This is a genomic window from Leifsonia sp. NPDC058230 (genome assembly GCF_042882245.1).
Taxonomy (GTDB): Bacteria; Actinomycetota; Actinomycetes; order Actinomycetales; family Microbacteriaceae; genus Leifsonia.
In genome coordinates, this window is the sequence record NZ_JBHVWM010000002.1 from 1 (window position 1) to 19,658 (window position 19,658).

The following is a 19,658-nucleotide window of genomic DNA, read 5'->3' on the forward strand; positions in this document are numbered from 1 at the left end:
GAGGGGGCGCAACACGCCGTCGCGTGCACGGGCGAGACGGCGTGTTGCGACCCCTCACCGCGTCAACGCCGATCCTGGGGCCGCGGATGCGGCGCTCTACCAACAAATGGTCGCAACACGCCGTCACGCGTACGGGCGAGACGGCGTGTTGCGACCCCTCAAGGCCTGATACGGCGCCCGCCGCCGGGCGCGTGCCACTAGCGCCCGAGGCGTGTGGTGCGCTCGGCGAGCCCAGCGCGCGAGGCCTGGGCGTACGCGCCCGGCAGCGCGGCGACGAGGGCGTCCACGTCGGACTCCGTCGTCGTGCGGCCGAGGGTCATCCGGAGGGCGCTGCGGGCATCCGGCTCGTCGCGGCCCATGGCCAGCAGCACGTGCGACGGCTCCGGGATGCCCGCCTGGCACGCCGATCCGGTCGAGACCGAGATCCCTGCCAGGTCGAGCAGGAAGAGCAGCGAATCGCCTTGCGCTCCGGGGAAGGTGAAGTGCGCGTTCGAGGCCACGCGCTCGGCCGAGGCTTCGGGCGGGCCGCTGAGCACCGCATCCGGAACCACCTCGTGCACACCCCGGATCAGCCGGTCGCGCAGCCCGGCGAGCCGCGCGCTCTCAGCCGCCAGCTCGTCGGCGGCCGCCCGTGCCGCGACGGCGAACGAGACGGCGGCGGCCACGTCCTGCGTGCCGCTGCGCACCTGCCGCTGCTGTCCGCCGCCGTGCACGAGCGGAACGACGCTCGCCGAACGGCTGAGCACGAGCGCCCCGATCCCGACGGGCCCGCCGATCTTGTGCGCCGAGACGCTGAGCGCCCCTACCCCGACCGCACGCAGCGCAGCGAAGTCGATCGGGACGTGCCCGTACGCCGCCACGGCATCGACATGGACCGGCACGCCGGCAGCCGCCGCGAGAGCGGCGAGTCCGGCGACGGGCTGGATGGTGCCGACCTCGTTGTTCACCCAGAGGTAGGTCATTAGGGCGGTGTGCTGCGGGTCGAGCGCGAGTGCGTCCTGCGCGGCGTCCAGAGGGATACGCCCCTCCCTGTCGAGAGGAAGCCACCCGACCTCCGCGCCCTCGTGCCGTGCGAGCCATTCGAGCGTGTCGACGGTCGCGTGGTGCTCGCCGCCGGGGGCGAGGATGCGCGGCCTCGGCCGTTCGGCGCCGACGCCGTTGCGAGCCCAGTACAGTCCTTTGAGCGCAAGGTTGATCGCCTCGGTGCCGCCCGAGGTGAAGACGACCTCGATGGGGTCGCAGCCGAGCGTGGCGGCGACGGTCTCGCGTGCCTCTTCGAGCATCCGCTTGGCCTGCTGGCCCTGGCTGTGGATCGACGACGGGTTGCCGACGACACCCATGGCTTCCGCGTACGCCGTGATTGCATCGGGCCGCATCGGTGTCGTGGCGGCATGATCCAGGTAGACCGGCACTTCACCCTCCTCGCGACTGAAAGCGCTTGCGCATTCACTACTCTAGAACGCATGACTTCCGGCGATCCTTTACGCAATCTGGGCGTTCGCGTGACCCAGCACGGCGGGGAGCTCCGGGTCTACTCCGCGAACGCGGACGGCGTCGAGCTGTGCATCTTCGACGACAAAGACCCGAACTGGCTGGTCAAGACCGTCCCGATGACCAAGGACGCGAACAACGTCTGGGTGGGCCGCTCGCGCACGCTCGCGGTCGGTACGCGCTACGCGATCCGGGTCTCGGGACCGGCGAGCCCCCGGAACATGTTCAACCCCGAGACGCTGCTGCTCGACCCGTACGCACGCGGACTCGTCCGGGTGGGCGCGAACGAGTGGCGCGGCACCGTCGTCGCGGACGGCTTCGACTGGGGCGACGCACGCAAGCCCAGCATCCCGCTCGACCACACGGTGATCTACGAGGCGCACGTCAAAGGCATCAGCAAGCTGAATCCCGACGTGCCCGAAGATCTGCGCGGAACCTATGCCGGCCTCGCCCACGAGTCGACGATCGGCTATCTGAAAGACCTCGGAGTCACTGCCGTCGAGCTCCTGCCGGTCCACGCCTTCATCTCCGAGCAACGGCTCATCCAGCAGGGCCTCACCAACTACTGGGGCTACAACACACTCAACTTCTTCTCGCCGCACACCCCGTACGCCTCCCGGGCGGCGCAGGCAGCGGGGCCGGATGCGGTGCTCGACGAGTTCAAGGGCATGGTCAAGCTGCTGCATCTGGCCGGCATCGAAGTCATCCTCGACGTGGTCTACAACCACACCGCCGAGGAGGGCATCGGCGGGCCGCGCACGAGCTTTCGTGGCATCGACAACTCCACGTACTATCGGCAAGACGATCACGGCGCGTACATCGACGTCACCGGATGCGGCAACACCCTCGACTTCTCGCAGGACGTTCCCGTGCGCCTGGTGCTCGACTCGCTCCGCTACTGGGCGAACGAGGTACAGATCGACGGGTTCCGGTTCGATCTGGCCGCGACGCTCGGCCGTGACGCGAACGTCGAGTACACACCCGAGCATCCGCTGCTCCAGGCGATCCTCCATGACCCGCAGCTCGCCGACACGAAGATGATCGCCGAGCCGTGGGATGTGGGGATGGGCGGCTGGCAGACCGGGAACTTCCCGGACGGCTTCTCGGAGTGGAACGACCGCTACCGCGATCGTGTGCGCAATTTCTGGCTGGCCGACATCAAGGAGGCGCGCCAGCACGGCCAGGCGCCGATCGGCATCGGCGGCTTCGCGACCCGGCTCGCCGGCTCCTCGAACACGTTCTCGCCCGAGCGCGGCCCGCTCGCCTCGATCGACTTCGTCACCGCGCACGACGGGTTCACGATGGCCGACCTCACGGCGTACGACGTGAAGCACAACCTCGGAAACGGCGAGAACAACCGCGACGGCACCGACAACAACCGCTCCTTCAATCACGGTGTCGAGGGCGCGACGACCGACGAGGCGATCCTGCTGCAGCGCCACAAGGCCATCCGCAACCTGATGGGCACGCTCCTGCTCTCCGCCGGCGTCCCGATGATCACAGCGGGCGACGAGTACGGGCGCAGCCAGCGAGGCAACAACAACGCGTACTGTCAGGACAGCGAGCTCACCTGGCTCAGCTGGCTGCGCACCCGCGAACAGCGCGAGCTCATGGCGACCACCAAGCGCCTCCTCGAGTTGCGCCGCATGAATCCGGCGTTGCGCCCGAGCAAGTACGCGGTGTTCGGCGAGACGACGAAGAACGCCAGCCATATGGACTGGTACGACGCCACCGGCGCGCTGATGGACGACGAGGACTGGAACTCCCCAGAGAACCGCACCCTGCAGTACCTCGCCGCGAGCACGCCCGACCGCGAGGAGTTCAACCGCATCCTGCTGATCGTCCACGGCGTCGAGGACGACGTCGAGGTCTCCCTGCCGGCCGCTCCGGGGGTCACCTCGTACAACCTGCTCTGGGACAGCTCCACCGAGGTTCCGATCGACGAGGACAGCACAGACCTCGCCCCGGGCAGCAAGCGTCTCGTCGGCGGAACGTCCATGCAGCTCTTTCGCGCCAACGGCCCTCGTGTCGTCCGCACGCCGGTCGCCGCGGCACCAGACGTCGGCTAGCGACGATGGCGAAACAGAGGCCCGCCGCAGGAACGCCGGCCACGGTCGCCCTGACGGGCGCGGGCATCCCGTTCGCCGTGCACGCCTACCATCACGATCCCGCGGCGATGTCGTTCGGGCTGGAGGCCGCCGAAGCGCTCGGCGTCGAGCCGGACCGCGTCTTCAAGACCCTGCTCGCCGACACGGATGCGGGCATCGTCGTCGGCGTCGTTCCGGTCACCGGGATGCTCGACCTCAAAGCGCTCGCCGCGGCTGTCGGAGCGAAACGCGCGACCATGGCCGACCCCGCGGTTGCGGAACGTCGCACCGGATACGTGGTCGGGGGCATCAGTCCCATCGGACAGAAGACCGCGCACCCGACGGTCGTGGACGAGACGGCGCAGCTGTTCGACACCGTCTACGTCTCGGGCGGAAAGCGCGGACTGGACATCGAGCTCTCCCCCGCCGACCTGGTGCGCGCGACCGAAGGCTCCTTCGCGCCGATCGCCAAGGCCTGAACGACGCGACGAGCTACGACGCGACCGCGACCAGCCCGAGCTCGGCGGCACCGAGGAGCAGATCGTTCAACGGCACCACGCGAACCGTGTAGCCGAAGGCACCCGCCCACGCGAGCTGGACGGTGCCGCGGTACTCCCGCGCCACCGACGGGTCTTCTGTGCCGGGAGCGCTGCGGTCCACCTCGAGCGGCACGTAACGCACCTCGGTGAGCTGGTCGCCGTCGTGGCTGCGCCCGTAGACGACCTGCACCTCGACCTCGTCGGGAGAGAGTCCGTTGAGGTGCACGAGCGCGCGAACGTGCAGCTCGTCGCCGACCTGGGGCACCGCATCCACACCGCCCGACTCCACGTGCCCGACGCTCACGCCGGGCCAGGCGGCCCGCACACGCTGCTTCCAGGCTGCAAGGCTGCGCGCCGCCGTGTAGCCGTCGGCCGAGAGCCGTCGCTCGTAGCCCGTAGCGGGGATGTAGAGCCTCTCGACGTACTCACGCACCATACGGCCCGCACTGAGCTCCGGTGAGAGCGTCGACAGGGTGTGCCGGATCTGCCTGACCCAGTGCTCGGGGACGCCGTCGCTGTTGCGGTCGTAGAAGCGCGGAGCGATCTGGTTCTCGATGAGGTCGTAGAGCGCCTCCGCCTCGAGCGCGTCGCGTTCGGCGCCGTCGCCGGCGGCATCGGCCGACGGGATCGCCCAGCCGTTCTCGCCGTCGTAGTACTCGTTCCACCAGCCGTCGAGGATCGACAGGTTCAGCGCGCCGTTGAGGGCTGCCTTCATGCCCGAGGTGCCGCAGGCCTCCAGCGGGCGCAACGGGTTGTTGAGCCAGATGTCGGTGCCCGGGTACAGGAGCTGCGCCATCCCGATGTCGTAGTCGGGGAGGAAGACGAGCCTGGTGCGGATGTCGGGCTCGGAGGCGAACTGCACCAGCTTCTGAATCAGCCGCTTGCCTTCGTCGTCGGCCGGATGCGACTTGCCCGCGATCACGATCTGCACCGGTCGCTCGGCGTTCAGCAGGATGCCTCGCAGTCGCTCGGGGTTATGCAGCATCAGCGTCAGCCGCTTGTAGGTCGGAACGCGTCGTGCGAATCCGATCGTGAGCACCGAGGGGTCGAGCAGGTCGCTCATCCACGACGGGGCGATGCCGCCCGGGTTCTGGCTCTCCCAGGCCGCCTGCAGGCGACGGCGCGCGTCCTCGACGAGCTGGTCGCGCATCCGGGCACGCAGTGACCAGAGGTCGAGATCGCTGACAGCGCCGCTGTTCGCCCAGTCGGCCGTGGTGGTGTCGTCGGTGCCCAGCCGGTCCTGCGCCAGGGCGAGCAGCATCGGATCGGTCCACGTCGGAGCGTGCACGCCGTTCGTGACGGAGTCGATCGGCACCTCTTCGGCGTCGAACCCCGGGAAGAGCCCGTTGAACATGTGCCGGCTGACCTCGCCGTGCAGCTGAGAGACGCCATTGGCGTGCTGGCCGAGGCGCAGGCCCATCACCGCCATGTTGAACACGTCGGGCGATCCGCCCGGGTAGTCCTCGGCGCCGAGCGCGAGCACATCCGGAACCGCGACACCCGGAAGCAGGTCGGTGGAGAAGTACTGCTCCACGAGCGGACGGTCGAACCGGTCGATGCCGGCAGGGACGGGCGTGTGGGTCGTGAAGACCGTTCCGGCCCGCACCACCTGCAGCGCCTCGTCGAAGGAGAGCCCCTCGCCGATCAGGTCGGAGATCCGCTCGAGGCCGAGGAAGCCCGCGTGTCCCTCATTGGTGTGGAACACTTCGGGCTCGGGCGTGCCGCTGAGCTCCGTGTACGCCTTGATCGCGCGCACGCCGCCGATGCCGAGCAGCAGTTCCTGCAGCAGGCGGTGCTCACCACCGCCGCCGTAGAGGCGGTCGGTCACCGATCGCAGGCGCTCTTCGTTCTCGGGGATGTCCGTGTCGAGCAGGAGAAGCGTCACCCGGCCCACCGCTGCCTGCCAGACCCGCGCGTGCAGGACGCCGTCGGGGAGTGCGAGGGTGATCTGAACGGCCGAGCCGTCCGGATTGCGGAGCACCGACAACGGCAGCCCGTCGGGGTCGAGCACCGGATAGCTCTCCAGCTGCCAGCCGTCCGGAGTGATCGCCTGCGAGAAGTACCCCGCCCGGTAGAAGAGGCCGACTCCGATCAGCGGCACCCCGAGATCGCTCGCGGCCTTCAAATGGTCGCCGGCGAGGATCCCGAGACCGCCCGAGTACTGAGGGAGCGCTGCGGCGATGCCGAATTCCGGCGAGAAGTAGCCGATCGAGCGGGGCGCCGAGTCGTCGAGCGACTGATACCAGCGCGGTTCGGTGAGGTAGGCGTGCAGGTTGTCGCGGAGCTGGTTCGCCCACTCGACATAGCCGGAATCGGCGGCGAGTTCGGCCAATCGCGCCGGGTCGACGGCGCCGAGGAGCGCGATCGGATCGTGCCCCACCCGCTGCCACAGCTCGGGCGCGATGCGCGCGAAGAGCTGCCTGGTGGGCTCGTGCCACGACCAGCGCAGATTGCCTGCTAGCTCTTCCAGAGCCCCGAGGTTCTCGGGGAGTACAGCACGGACGGTGAATCTACGGATGGCCTTCACGGGGTTCAGCCTAAGGGAGCCGAACGGCTCGTATATCCCCCAATCCCTTAACAACCGGTGGGAGTGTACGGTCGGGATGTGGCAAAGAGCGCAACGAGCATCCAAGCACCCGTCGAGCAGCCGGCGGCAGAGCCCGACTACGCACCGCTGCTGGGCCGCATCCCCATCCTGGAGCTGTCCCCCCAAGTCGACGAGGGACTCTGGCCGGCCACCGCGTTCAGCGGCGAGGTCATCCCGTTTCAGGCCACCGCCTTCCGCGAAGGTCACGATCTGATCGGCGTCGACCTCCTCCTCCTCGACCCGGCCGGCGTGCAGACCGAGCACCGGATGCGCCCCATCGCCCCGGGGACCGACCGCTGGGAGGCGCTGGTCCAGTTGCAGGCCGAAGGGCTCTGGCGCTACCGCATCCAGGCCTACGCCGACGAGTTCGCCACCTGGAAGCACAACGCCGAGGTCAAGATCCCCGCGGGCATCGATGTCGAGCTCATGTTCACCATCGGGCACGACATCCTCGCGCGCGCGGCGGCCGACAAACGCCGCAGCACCGCCGAGCGACGTCACCTCAGCGAGTCCGTGAAGGCCGTCTCCGACACGGCCCGAACCGCCGACGACCGTCTCGCCGCCGCACTCGACAGTCGCATCGTCAGCATCCTCGACGCACGGCCGGTGGTGAGCCTGCCGACGCTGTCCCCCACCCGCAGCGTGATGGTCGAGCGCACCCGCGCCGGTGTCGGCAGCTGGTATGAATTCTTCCCGAGGTCGGAGGGTGCGAAGAAGCTGCCCGACGGCTCATGGAAGTCGGGAACCTTCCGCACTGCCGCGAAAAGGCTCCCCGAGGTGGCCGCGATGGGCTTCGACGTGGTCTACCTGCCGCCGATCCACCCGATCGGCCGCAGCTTCCGCAAGGGCCCGAACAACACCCTCGACGCCGGTCCGAACGACCCGGGCTCGCCGTGGGCGATCGGAGGGCCGGAGGGCGGCCACGACGCCATCCACCCCGACCTCGGCACCGAGAAGGACTTCGCGTACTTTCTCGGCAAGGCCAAGCAGTCCGGACTCGAGGTGGCCCTCGACCTCGCCCTGCAGGCATCGCCCGACCATCCGTGGGTGGCCCAGCATCCGGAGTGGTTCACCACACTCCCGGACGGATCGATCGCGTACGCGGAGAACCCGCCGAAGAAGTACCAGGACATCTACCCGATCAACTTCGACAACGACCCGATCGGCCTGCGCGACGAGGTCCTCCGAATCGTGCGCCACTGGATGTCACTCGGCGTGCGGATCTTCCGCGTCGACAATCCGCACACCAAGCCGCTCGACTTCTGGGAGTGGCTCATCCACACCGTGAACACCACCGACCCGGATGTCGTCTTCCTCGCCGAAGCGTTCACCCGTCCGGCCATCCTGAAGACCCTGGCCAAGGCGGGATTCCAGCAGTCGTACACCTACTTCACCTGGCGGAACACGAAGGAGGAGCTCGAAGAGTTCCTCGACGGGCTCGCACACGAGACGGCCGACTTCCTGCGACCGAACCTCTTCGTGAATACCCCGGACATCCTGACCGAGTATCTGCAGTTCGGCGGACCGGCCGCGTTCAAGGTGCGGGCCGCGATCGCTGCGACGGCCGCACCTAGCTGGGGTGTGTACTCGGGCTTCGAACTGTTCGAGAACGTCGCGCGCGCCGGGGCCGAGGAGAACATCGACAACGAGAAGTACGAGTACCGCCCACGCGACTACGCGAAGGCCCAGACACTCGGCCGCTCCCTCGCGCCCTACCTCACCATGCTCAACCGCGCGCGCAGTGAGCACTCCGCGTTGAGGCAGTTGCGCAACCTGCACGTCCACGCCAGCGACGACGATTCGATCCTCGTCTACTCCAAATACCTCGCCGGCGCGTTCACCCGCAGCGGCAAGCCGGATGCGATCATCGTCGTGGCGAACGTCGATCCGCATTCCGTGCGCGAGACGATCGTGCATCTGGAGGTCGCGCAGTTCGGCATCCAGCCCGGCGCAGAGTTCGAAGTGAAAGACATCGTGACCGGCGCCCGCTGGACCTGGGGAGCCGACAACTACGTGCGGCTCGACGCGTTCACCGAGCCCGTGCACATCCTGAGCGTGAAGGTGGGTTCCTGATGGCTCCGATCCCCGAAGGCGCTGCCGCCATCTCGGTGCCCGCGCTCGACGACGGTCTGCTGTTCGCCGTCGCCACCGGCAGCTATCACGACCCGCACGCCGTGCTCGGACAGCACCACGTCGGGACGGCAGGCGTCGCCGACCCGGTGACCGTCATCCGCACCCTGCGACCGCTGGCCAGCGAGGTCTCGGCCGTGCTGCCGACCGGCGCGCACGTCGAGCTCGCGCACCTCGCCCACGGGATCTGGCAGGGCATCGACATCGTCGGAGCCGACTCGTACCGGATCGAGGCGCGCTACCCCGACGGCAGTGTCTGGACGTCGGACGACCCGTACCGCTTCGCACCCAGCATCGGCGAACTCGATCTGCACCTCATCGGCGAGGGGCGCCACGAACAGCTCTGGTCGGCGCTCGGAGCGCACGTGCGGGAGCTCGACGGAGTGCGCGGGACGGCGTTCACCGTCTGGGCGCCGCACGCCCGTGCGGCCCGCGTGGTCGGCGACTTCAACGACTGGGACGGCACACGCCACGCCATGCGCAACATGGGGCCGACAGGGGTGTGGGAGCTCTTCGTCCCTGACATCGAGGCCGGCGCCATCTACAAGTTCGACCTCCTCGGGCAGAACGGCGCCTGGGTGCGCAAGGCCGACCCGATGGCACGCGCCGCCGAGGTGTCACCGGCCACCGCATCCGTCGTGGCAGAGAGCACCCACGGCTGGAACGACGGCGAGTGGATGAGCGACCGCGGCCGCACCGACCCGCACGCCGGTCCCATGAGCGTCTACGAACTGCACCTCGGCAGCTGGCGACCGGGTCTCGGCTACCGCGAGGCCGCCGACCAGCTCATCGACTACATCGGCGCGCTCGGATATACGCATGTGGAGTTCCTCCCGCTCGCTGAGCACCCGTTCGGCGGGTCGTGGGGCTACCAGGTCACCGGGTACTACGCGCCGACGAGCCGCTTCGGCTCCCCCGACGACCTGCGCTACCTCATCGACCGACTGCACCAGGCCCGCATCGGCGTGATCCTGGACTGGGTGCCCGGCCACTTCCCCAAAGACGAGTGGGCGCTCGCGAACTTCGACGGACAGCCGCTCTACGAGCACGGCGATCCCCGCCGCGGTGAGCAGAAGGACTGGGGAACCCTGGTCTTCGATTTCGGCAACTCGCAGGTCCGCAACTTCCTGGTCGCGAATGCGCTCTACTGGCTCGAAGAGTTCCACATCGACGGTTTGCGGGTCGACGCGGTCGCCTCGATGCTCTATCTCGACTACTCGCGCGAAGACGGCGAGTGGCTGCCGAACATCCACGGCGGCCGCGAGAACCTCGAAGCGATCAGCTTTCTGCAGGAGGTCACTGCCACCGCGTACAAGCGCAACCCCGGAACGGTCATGATCGCCGAGGAATCGACGAGCTGGCCGGGCGTCACCGCCCCCACCTCGAGCGGAGGCCTCGGCTTCGGGCTCAAGTGGAACATGGGATGGATGCATGACTCCCTGCAGTACATGCACGAAGACCCGATGTACCGCAGCTACCACCACAGCGAGATCACCTTCTCGTTCGTCTACGCGTTCAGCGAGAACTTCATGCTGCCGATCAGCCACGACGAGGTCGTGCACGGCAAGGGTTCGCTGCTCAGCAAGATGCCTGGCGACCACTGGCAGCAGCTCGCGAACGTGCGGGCCTACCTGGCGTTCATGTGGTCCCACCCCGGCAAGCAGTTGCTGTTCATGGGCCAGGAGTTCGGGCAGCCGTCCGAGTGGAGCGAGGAGCGCGGCCTCGACTGGTGGATCCTCGACCAGCCGACGCATCGCGGCCTCTGGGACCTCGTCGCCCAGCTCAACTCGCTGTACCGAGCGAATCCCGCGCTCTGGGCGCTCGACAACGACCCTGCCGGGTTCGAGTGGCTCGACGGTTCCGACGCCGCCGGGAACGTCGTCGCCTTCCTCCGCTGGGACCGCGAGGGCAACCCCATCGCCGTGCTGCTGAACTTCTCGGGAAACCCGCACGCCGACTATCGCATCGGCCTGCCGTTCGCGGGCGAATGGGAGGAGCTCCTGAACACGGACGCAACCCTCTTCGGCGGTTCGGGCGTCGGCAATCTCGGGACGGTCACCGCGCACGACGAGCCGTGGGCGGCCCAGCCCGCCTCCGCGATCCTGACGCTCCCGCCGCTCGGCGGGCTCTGGCTCAGACCTCGATCGACCTGAGCCAGTCCGCGTAGCGGAGTCCGTCGATCGCTTGCTCCGGCGCGAGGTTCTGCCCTGCACGCCAGGTGGAGCCGAGCGCGCCGCTGATGCGGGTGGCGACGATCGCTCCGCGCGCGCCGGTCGCTGTCTTCCACTGCTCGGCGAGCTCGCGCGATGACTCGACTCTCGGCCCGCCGAACGTGCGGGTGGAGTTGGGCGCGCCCTGTCCTTCGGCGGCGTCGACGAGGATGCGCGCGACGTCGCTCACGGCGATCGGCTGGAACCGGACCTTCGCGGGGGCGGGAACGAATCCGACGCGGGCGCCGCGCTGGAAGATCGACGTCACGAAGTCGTGGAACTGAGTCGTGCGCACGATTCGCGTCTCGAGGGCCGAATCCTGATAGCTGCGCTCCTGGGCCGCCTTCGCCCGGTAGTACGTGTATGCCGAGCGGTCGACGTTCACGATCGAGAGCAGCACCGCACGGTGCACACCGAAGCGTGCCGCGGTGTGCAGCAGGTTCTGCGAGCCGGCCGCGAAGACGTGACTCGCCGCCCGGCCGCTCGCGTTCGACGCATCGACGAGCACATCCACACTGTCGAGCACCTCTTCGAGACCGTCTCCCGTGACGATGTCCGCAGTGCGGTAGTCGGCGCCCGGAACGAAGGCGTCGGCGTCGTCATCGGGCACCCGCCGGCTCGCCACGACGACATCGTGTCCACGGTGCACAGCTTCGGCCGTGATGGCGCGGCCGGCCAGGCCGGTGCCACCGACCACGAGGACACGCGGCATTCAAGCCTCCTGGCAGGTCTGGTCGAGTGCTGGAGCCGCCGACGAGCCGTGAGACCGGCTCAGTACAACAGCGACGTCAGCCTAGCCCTGGCCTTGGCGACGCGCGCATCATCCACACCGACAATCTCGAAATAGTCGAGCAGGCGCGTGCGCACCGCGTTCTTGCCTTCCGCGTCGAGGTTCGGGAACAGGCTCAGCAGCCGGTCGAAGGCGTCCTCGACATGGCCGCCGGAGAGATCGAGGTCGGCGACGAGCAGCTGCGCGTCGACGTCTTCCGGTGCCTGTGCGGCCGCCGAACGGACCTCGTCCATCGACGCTCCGTCGAGACGGTCGAGCAGGCTGACCTGTGCCAGACCGGCGACGGCCATGGCGTCTCGCGGATCCTGAGCGATCGCCGTCTTGTACTCGGCGATCGCCGCTTTGTAGTCTCCACGGTCGATCGCTTCGTACGCCTCGGCGTGGTGCGGAGGCAGCGGTTCGGGTGCCGGCTCGGCCTCGTCGGCCGCGTCGGGCGCGCCCTCGGTGGCGGCGACGGATGCGCGACCCGTCACGCCGTTCTCCGCGGCGAGCTGCAGCAGCTGCTCGAACACCTCGCGCACCTGCTGCTCCGGGATGGCACCGGCGAACAGCTGAACGGGACGTCCGCCGATCACCGCAGCGACGGCTGGGATCGACTGCGCCTGGAACGCCTGGGTGAGCTGAGGATTCGCATCCACATCCACCTTGACGAGCACGACCCTGCCTTCGTAGTCCTTGACGACCCGGTCGAGGATGGGCGAGAGCTGCTTGCACGGCTCGCACCAGTCAGCCCACAGGTCGACCACCACGGGAACCGTCATCGACAGGTCGAGGAAGTCGTTGAAGTTGGCGTCAGTGCCCTCGAAGTAGAGACTCGGCAGCTCGACGACGCCGGCGTTTCCGTTCCCGGGGCCGCCGGCAGCGCCGGCGGGTGGGGTCTGACCCGCCGTCATCGCCCGGTTCACAAGGGAACTGAGGTCGACGGCGCCACGCAGGCTCGTGGGGTTGGGCGGGAGATCGCTCATTGCACTTCCTTTGCGCCGATGAGTCCCTGGGCGAAGCCCAGGAGCATGATCTTCTGGTCGGAACCGGCCGGCGGTACGAAGAACGCGAGCTGATATCCGTAGGTGATCTGGATGCCGGTCTTGCTGGCGTTCGCGCCCAGCAGCGCCTCAGCGGCGCCACCGGCCGTCAAAGTGATCTCGGCACCGGCCTCGACCACCTTCGTGGTCTCGAACTCGTTCAAGTTCGTCCAGACGATGGCACCGGAGTCGTTCGTCGCCATGGCGATCGTCCTGTCCTTCGGCACCTCGTTCGTGTACGCGAGGGATGCCGTGGCCGACAGGTTCGCCTTGGTCTTGGCCTTGTACTCGGCTCCGACGGCCGGCCGCAGGGTGTCGCCCTTCGCTTCGAACATCGATGCGTACTTGCTCGCATCCCCGTTCAACAGGACGTCACCGTAGGCCGCGGCGACATCTTCGGGAGCCATCTTGAGCAGCTTGGAATCCGGCGGCACCACCGAGGCGCCGATGCTCGCCGGCGCCAGGCCGGGCACCTTGACATCAGGCTCGAGGGAGACGGCGTACTGAACCGTGTAGTTGTCGCGCGGCGTCTCCTGCACGAGGGCGAGGGCCGTCGGCGCTTGGCCCTTGTCGGTGGATTCGAGCACCGTCGTCACAACGCGCGGCCACGTGTCAGTGGCCTGAGGCAGCGTGATCTCGAGCGGTCCGGAGTTGATGGTCGGCAGTGCGGGCTCGTCGGCCTTGCGCGAACGGATGATGTAGTTGGCCTGCCGCAGCTCGAGCGCCGGACCGGCGAGCCGCGTGGCGGCGAGCGTCGCGTCGGCCTTGGCGTCTGCGCTCGACGCCACGGCGGAGACACGCTTCATGATGCGCTCCAGCTGCGGAACGGTGACCGCGGGCGGCATGACGTCCTTCGCCTTCGGAAGGTCGGTCGCGATCGGCGTGGCCGCTGCCGCGGACTCCTTCGGCTGACCGAGGAGATCGGATGTGCATCCGGTGAGTGCGAGCGCGCCGATGAGAACCGGCACGGCGACCATGGCGCGCCGGCTCGACCGGCGTCCCTTCGGCGTGGCCTCGACGGCCTTGGACGGCTTGTACTTGGGTGCTTTCGGGAGTTTGGGCATCTTGGGTCCGCCCTTCCGGCGGGGTCCGCGCGATTTGCGCAGGGTGTAGAGCCCCCAGAGATACAGCCCGAGGCCGACGAGGAGCAGGCCGAGTCCGCCGATGATGAGCGGAGCGGACCACGGCGTGCTCGTGTCGAGCGGCCAGACGAGGCGGATCTGGTTGGGGGCGGGCTTCGTGCCGTCGGACGCGACGATGACACTGACGCTGTCGGGCACGTTCATCCGGGTGAGCTTGGCGTCGTCACCGTCGAACTCCTCCAGCCAGAGGTCCGATCCGGTGGGATTCGGTCCGGCGGCATCGGGGTTGGGGGGCGCGGTGGTCGACGGGTCGGTCGTCGCCGGCGTCGAGGCGGTGGGAGCCGGAGTGGACGTGGAATCGCCGTCCCCTCCATCGGACTCGCTGTCGGAGGGTTTGACGGTGGTGGCTTTGAGGACGTCGTCCGCAGTGTCGTAGGTCAGCCGCGAGTATGTCTGGTCGCCGAGCCACGCCTTCACATCGGCTGTTCGGCCATAGGCGACCACCTGGGTCTTGGACGTCGATCCGGAGATCGCGAGCGTCTGCTGCCCGGGATGCGCGTTCAGCACAGCACCGTCGATGACGATGTACCTGGGGTCGCCTTTGACGGTCGCCGAGACGGCCACCTGCGACGGGGGTGCGAACACCGTCCGCTGGGCGATTCCCACAGCGATCATGACGGCCGCCACGACGAACGCGACGATAGCGAGTACAAAACGCAAACAAGCTCCTTCTGTGTTGCCCCCGGACGACGGGCGGGCACAGTCAGTAAACGATACTTGCTGTGCCTGGGAGGCTCCTAACTGTTGCCTGCACGCATCCGTCGCCGACCGTGCGCCTCTCAGCCGCGAAATGTAAGATCGACGGGTGCCGTAGCCCTGCTGCGCGCCTTCGGACTTCAGGAGAAACAACAGTGGCAACAGACGAATCGAACTTCACCCAGGTCTTCCGCGGGTATGACAAGGATGAAGTCGACAAAGCCATTCAGGAGCTTCGGCGCGAGCTCATCAAGTCAAACACGCAGTCGGCCGACTCCGTCAAGGAGAACAAGCGGCTCCAGGCACGTGTCGACGAACTCAACGCCGAGATCGAAGAGGTCGGCAGTCCGACGTTCTCGGGCCTCGGCACCAAGCTGGAGAACACCCTCCGTGTCGCCGAGGAACAGTCCACCCGGCTCATCGCGCAAGCGGACATCGACGCAGAGAAGCTCCGCAACGGTGTCGCCGCCGAAGTCGACAAGATCAAGACGACCGCTGCACAGCAGGCCGAACGCGTCCTCGCCGACGCCCGGGCCCGTGCCACGACGGCCATCGAGGATGCACAGATCGAGTCGGCCGAGATGCTCGCAAAGGCGAACGCGGACCGGGAGACTCTCGTCACCGACGCGCTCCGTGAGGCGGCGGCCATTCGCGGTGCGGTCGCCACCGAGGCTGCCGAACTGCGGGCGACGAGCAAGCGCGAATCGGCCGCCGTGCGTGCCGAAGCCGATCGCGAGGCCGCCGAGCTGAAGGTGGTCGCCAGTCGCGAAGCCGAGGCTGCACGCGCAGAGGCGGCCCAGCTCGGCCACGAGATCGACACCCGTCGCGCCGAGTTGACAGCCGAGTTCGCCGCGGATCGCGCCGCCTTCGAGCACGAGTCCGAGCAGACCCGGCTCGACCTCGCCCGCCGGCTCGCCGAGAGCAGGAACACCCTCGAGGCCGAGCAGACTGAGACCCGCAACGCGCTCGCCGCCGAGGCCGCGCAGGCTCGTGCCGACCTCGCCGACGAAGTGGAGCGACAGCGCTCATCCCTCGCCACCGAAGCGGCGCAGACGCGGGCCGACCTCGAGAACGAGTCGACCTCCACGCGTCTCGCCCTGAAGACCGAGGTCGAGCAGACCCAGAAGGCCCTCGCCCTCGAGGTCGAGCAGGCACGCCGGGAGCTCGACGCGGATGTCGAGCAGACGAAGTCCGCCCTCGCCGACGAGGTCACCCGCACCAAGAGCGAATTGGGCGACGAAGTGACGCGCACGAAGAGCGCCCTCGCCGAAGAGGTCACCCGCACCAAGAGCGCCCTCGCCGAAGAGGTCACCCGCACCAAGAGCGCCCTCGCCGAAGAAGTCACCCGCACGAAGAGCGAACTCGCGGCCACAGTCGAACGCACAGAGAGCGAGCTCGCCGACAAGGTGCTGCAGACGACGACCGCTCTCGAGGCCGACGTCGCGCAGACGACGGCGAGACTCGAGTCCGACCGCGCCACCACAGCCGCCTCCTTGGCTGCCGACCGTGAACAGACAGCAAGCAGTCTCGCCGCGGAGGTCGAGCAGACGCGAGCCGCGCTTGCTGCCGACGCCGACCGGCAGCGCCGCGAACTCGACGCTGAGGCGGCCCAGGTGCGTGCCGAGCTCGCCGCCGAGGTCGACAGCGCTCGCAGCTCTCTCGCGGACGAGTTGGCACGCGAACGCAGCGCAGCCGCGGCGGAGATCGAGAATGCCAGATCGGAACTCGAGGCCGAGACGACGGCGACCAAGGCGGCTCTCGCGGCCGAGGTGGAACAGACCAGGTCCGCTCTCGCCGCCGACGTCGAGCAAACCAGGTCCGCTCTCGCCGCCGAGGTCGAACAGGCCCGATCCGCCCTTGCGGCCGACGTCGAACAGACCACGTCCGCTCTCGCCGCCGAGGTCGAACAGACCAAATCCGCCCTCGCCGCCGAGGTCGAACAGACCAAATCCGCTCTCGCCGCCGAGGTCGAACAGACGAAGTCGTCGCTCGCCGAGGAGACCGAGCGCATCCAGGGCACCCTCGCCGAAGACGTGCGGCGCACGGCCGTCGATCTGGCCGACCAGCGAGAATCGACAGCGAACGCGCTCGCGAACGACCGCGAGCAGCAGCGCATCGCTCTCGAGTCCGAAGCAGAGGCCATTCGCGTTGCACTCGCCAACGAGACCGAGCAGGCGCGTGTCGTCTTCGAGCGCGACACGGCCGAAGCACGCGCGACGCTGGCCCGCGAGGTCGCAGAGGCCCGCACCGCACTGGAGACCGAACTCGCCGAACTCCGGAGCGGCTTCGAGCAGGAGAGCGTACAGGCACGTTCTGCCCTGGATACGGAGCTCACCGCCCTCCGCCGCCAGGCCCTCGAAGAGGTCGAGGCCAAGACCCGCGAGGTCGAGCAGGCCCGGATGGACCTCGATGTCGAGCTCAAGGCTCGCCGTGACGAGGCCGAGAAGGACTATCTCGGTCGGCACCAGGAGGCTGTCGCACAGACGCAGAAGTACCTCGACGAAGCCAACCAGCAGCTTGCCGAGGCGATCAAGCGCACCACCCAGGCGAGAACCGAGGCCGACGCGTTCGAGGCCGAGGCCCGCTCCTCGGTCAAGAAGGCGCGCAAGGAGGCCGAATCCACTGCAGCCGACATCGTGACGTCCGCCGAGGATCGCGCCGCCGCTCTCATCGCGGAGGCCGAAGAGCGTACGCAACGCCTGGTGGCTGACGCAGAAGAGCGACTGGCGCAGATTAGGATTGAGCGCGAGGCTGTCGCCGGATACATCGAAAACCTTCGGGGTGTGCTGCAGCAGGCGGAGCGGGTCTCCGCCGACAGCAACGGATAATCGTTTCACAAGTAGGGGGCCGCATGAAGATCCTGAACCCGTTCCGCGTCGGCCTCATCGGTACCCTCGGCGTCGGGCTCGGGATCCTGATCCTCACATCGATCGTCAATCTCGCGACCATCATCACCTACATCGGTGCTGCGCTGTTCCTCGCCCTCGGCATCGAGCCGCTGATCTCGTTCCTCGAGCGACACAAGTTCCCCCGCTGGGCGGCGCTCGTGCTCGCCCTGGTCGTCATCCTCGGTGTGTTCGCCGGCCTGATCTGGGCCATCGTCCCCGTGGCGGTCGACCAGCTGACTCAGCTGATCAACGGGATCATCAGCTGGGTCCAGAACGGTGGAGCCGAGAAGTGGTTCACCGATCTCCAGCGCCAGATGCCCGGAATCATCAACGACACGAACATCAACGCGCTGACCGACTGGCTGCAGAAGAACCTGCCGAACATCACCGGACAGATCGTTCAGACCGGTGTCGGGATCGTCAGCGGCGTGTTCGGCGGGATCATCGTCGTCATTCTGACCATCTACTTCACCGCCTCGCTGCCGAGCTTGAAGCGCGCGACGTACCAGCTGGTGCCCGCTTCCAAGCGAGCGCGGTTCTCCGACCTGGGCGACCAGATCACCGACTCCGTCGGCAAGTACGTCATGGGTCAGGTCTCCCTCGCTCTCGTCAACGGCGTCCTCAGCCTGATCTTCCTCAGCATCATCGGCGCCAAGTTCCCGATCCTGCTCGCGTCGGTGGCCTTCTTCTTCTCGTTGATCCCCCTGGTCGGCACCATCACCGGCTCGGTGATCATCGTGGCGGTCTGTCTGCTCTCGGGACCGCCGACCGCCATCGCAGCGGCGATCTACTACATCATCTACATGCAGGTCGAGGCATACGTGCTCAGCCCGCGCATCATGAACCGAGCCGTGTCGGTGCCGGGCGCGCTGGTGGTAGTCGCCGCTCTTGCCGGCGGCACTCTTCTCGGGATCCTCGGAGCGCTCATCGCCATCCCGTTCGCGGCGTCTCTCCTGCTCGTCATCAAGCAGGTCGTCATTCCGCGCCAGAACGAGCTCTAGAGCGCCTCAGCAGCCGTCAGACGGCCGGCCACGTCGTCGGCAGCGGCAGAGCCGACGGATTCACGCGCGAGACGATCTCGTCGAGCACGCGCCGCGTCTGGGTCTCCCCCACCCACAGGTGCTTCCCTCCGGCGACGTCGACCAACTCGATCTGGGGCAGCGGCGCGAAGGCCACGGCCGCCGCATCCGGCTTCAGATAATCGTCGTGCTCGGGAATGAGGGCGACGATCGGCCGGGTGTCCCCCGCCCACGCCGAAAGGTGCTCGGGCTTCGCCCTGTGCAGAGGCGGCGACAAGAGGATGACGCCGTCCACCGGGCACTGCCGACCGTACATGAGCGCGAGTTCGGTACCGAACGACCAGCCTACGAGCCACGGATGCGGCAGCCCGCGTTCTGCGACGAAGGCCATCGCGGCCTCGACGTCGTAGCGTTCGTCCACTCCCTGAGAGAACTGGCCCTCGCTCGTGCCCCGTGGCGACTTGGTGCCCCGTGTGTTGAAGCGGAGCACCGCGATGTCGGCCAGGGCGGGCAGGCGCCCTGCCGCCTTGCGCAGGATGTGCGAGTCCATGAACCCACCGCCGGTCGGCAGAGGATGCAGAGTGACCAGTGTCGCGACCGGAGGTCTCTCGAGCGGGCTGGCGAGCTCTCCCACCAGGGTGAGGCCGTCGCGGGTGTGGAGCTCGACGTCCTCCCGCTTGGCCGGCAGCTCCACGCCACCGCGGATCTCGATGGGCTCGGTCGTCTCGCTCGTCACGACAGTCATTCTCCTCAGCTGATCTTCCAGCAGTGTTCGTGCCAGTGTCTCCGCGCCGCGATGTCGGCGGCATCCCCCATCACGCCGTCGGCGCGCCAGGCTACGAGGTGGGCGACGCCGGCCGCGATCTCCTGACCGCATCCGGGACACACGTAGCTCTTCTGCGCCTGTGCGGCCGATACGGGCTGGACGTTCCACAGAACACCTCGCCGCACCTCGGTGCGCCGCCAGCCGGTCATGAGACGCGACAGATCGAGCGCTTCCTCCTCGTCGCGTGCGTCGCGGCCCTGGCGACCCCTGGGACGATTGCTGCGCGGCATG

Annotated in this window: 13 protein-coding genes; 6 read left to right on the forward strand and 7 right to left on the reverse strand. The window is 68.1% G+C overall.

The window, feature by feature from the left end:
• Positions 1-197: 197 nt before the first annotated feature.
• Positions 198-1,412, reverse strand: coding sequence for a cysteine desulfurase family protein (locus tag ACFVV0_RS05600; RefSeq protein ID WP_387059516.1), 1,215 nt, complete (start codon positions 1,410-1,412; stop codon positions 198-200).
• Between the two features lie 51 nt (positions 1,413-1,463).
• On the opposite strand from ACFVV0_RS05600, the gene glgX reads away from it, so the two are divergent.
• The gene (glgX, locus tag ACFVV0_RS05605; protein WP_387059519.1) at positions 1,464-3,560 is read left to right on the forward strand and encodes a glycogen debranching protein GlgX; all 2,097 of its coding nucleotides are present in this window, start codon (positions 1,464-1,466) and stop codon (positions 3,558-3,560) included.
• A gap of 5 nt (positions 3,561-3,565) precedes the next feature.
• A complete protein-coding gene (ybaK, locus tag ACFVV0_RS05610) occupies positions 3,566-4,057 on the forward strand; it encodes a Cys-tRNA(Pro) deacylase (RefSeq protein ID WP_387059522.1) in 492 nt (163 codons plus the stop codon).
• 13 nt (positions 4,058-4,070) lie between these two features.
• On the opposite strand, the gene glgP is transcribed toward ybaK, so the two are convergent.
• The gene (gene glgP / locus ACFVV0_RS05615) at positions 4,071-6,644 is read right to left on the reverse strand and encodes an alpha-glucan family phosphorylase (RefSeq protein WP_387059525.1); all 2,574 of its coding nucleotides are present in this window, start codon (positions 6,642-6,644) and stop codon (positions 4,071-4,073) included.
• Positions 6,645-6,791: 147 nt separating this feature from the next.
• Here glgP and ACFVV0_RS05620 point away from each other — a divergent pair, with 147 nt between their 5' ends.
• Positions 6,792-8,777 (forward strand): maltotransferase domain-containing protein, encoded by a 1,986-nt coding sequence (locus tag ACFVV0_RS05620; RefSeq protein ID WP_387061709.1) that lies wholly within the window; start codon positions 6,792-6,794, stop codon positions 8,775-8,777.
• Positions 8,777-10,987: a 1,4-alpha-glucan branching protein GlgB gene (gene glgB / locus ACFVV0_RS05625; RefSeq protein WP_387059528.1), complete on the forward strand. Its 2,211-nt coding sequence runs from the start codon at positions 8,777-8,779 to the stop codon at positions 10,985-10,987. Before ACFVV0_RS05620 ends, glgB begins: the two co-directional genes overlap by 1 nt.
• On the opposite strand, the gene ACFVV0_RS05630 is transcribed toward glgB, so the two are convergent.
• The 3 genes from ACFVV0_RS05630 to ACFVV0_RS05640 are packed head-to-tail and all read right to left on the reverse strand — an operon-like array spanning position 10,968 to position 14,658.
• Positions 10,968-11,756, reverse strand: coding sequence for an SDR family oxidoreductase (locus ACFVV0_RS05630; RefSeq protein WP_387059531.1), 789 nt, complete (start codon positions 11,754-11,756; stop codon positions 10,968-10,970). The genes glgB and ACFVV0_RS05630 overlap by 20 nt on opposite strands.
• A 59-nt stretch (positions 11,757-11,815) precedes the next feature.
• Positions 11,816-12,799, reverse strand: a complete 984-nt coding sequence (locus ACFVV0_RS05635) for a tetratricopeptide repeat protein (RefSeq protein WP_387059534.1) — start codon at positions 12,797-12,799, stop codon at positions 11,816-11,818.
• On the reverse strand, positions 12,796-14,658 hold the full coding sequence (locus tag ACFVV0_RS05640) for a hypothetical protein (RefSeq protein WP_387059537.1): 1,863 nt from the start codon (positions 14,656-14,658) through the stop codon (positions 12,796-12,798). The genes ACFVV0_RS05635 and ACFVV0_RS05640 overlap by 4 nt, the downstream gene beginning before the upstream one ends.
• 191 nt (positions 14,659-14,849) lie before the next feature.
• Between ACFVV0_RS05640 and ACFVV0_RS05645 the strand changes: the two genes are divergently transcribed.
• Together ACFVV0_RS05645 and ACFVV0_RS05650 are read left to right on the forward strand one after the other, a co-directional pair.
• Positions 14,850-17,522 carry a hypothetical protein gene (locus ACFVV0_RS05645; RefSeq protein ID WP_387059540.1) on the forward strand — a complete coding sequence of 891 codons (2,673 nt, stop codon included), beginning with the start codon at positions 14,850-14,852 and terminating at the stop codon, positions 17,520-17,522.
• A 23-nt stretch (positions 17,523-17,545) separates the two neighbouring features.
• The gene (locus ACFVV0_RS05650; protein ID WP_387059543.1) at positions 17,546-18,583 is read left to right on the forward strand and encodes an AI-2E family transporter; all 1,038 of its coding nucleotides are present in this window, start codon (positions 17,546-17,548) and stop codon (positions 18,581-18,583) included.
• Positions 18,584-18,599: 16 nt separating this feature from the next.
• Here the strand turns inward: ACFVV0_RS05650 and ACFVV0_RS05655 are convergent, their stop codons facing one another.
• Positions 18,600-19,313, reverse strand: a complete 714-nt coding sequence (locus ACFVV0_RS05655) for an alpha/beta hydrolase (RefSeq protein WP_387061711.1) — start codon at positions 19,311-19,313, stop codon at positions 18,600-18,602.
• A 38-nt stretch (positions 19,314-19,351) separates the two neighbouring features.
• On the reverse strand, positions 19,352-19,657 hold the full coding sequence (locus ACFVV0_RS05660; RefSeq protein WP_387059546.1) for a hypothetical protein: 306 nt from the start codon (positions 19,655-19,657) through the stop codon (positions 19,352-19,354).
• Between the last annotated feature and the right edge of the window lies 1 nt (position 19,658).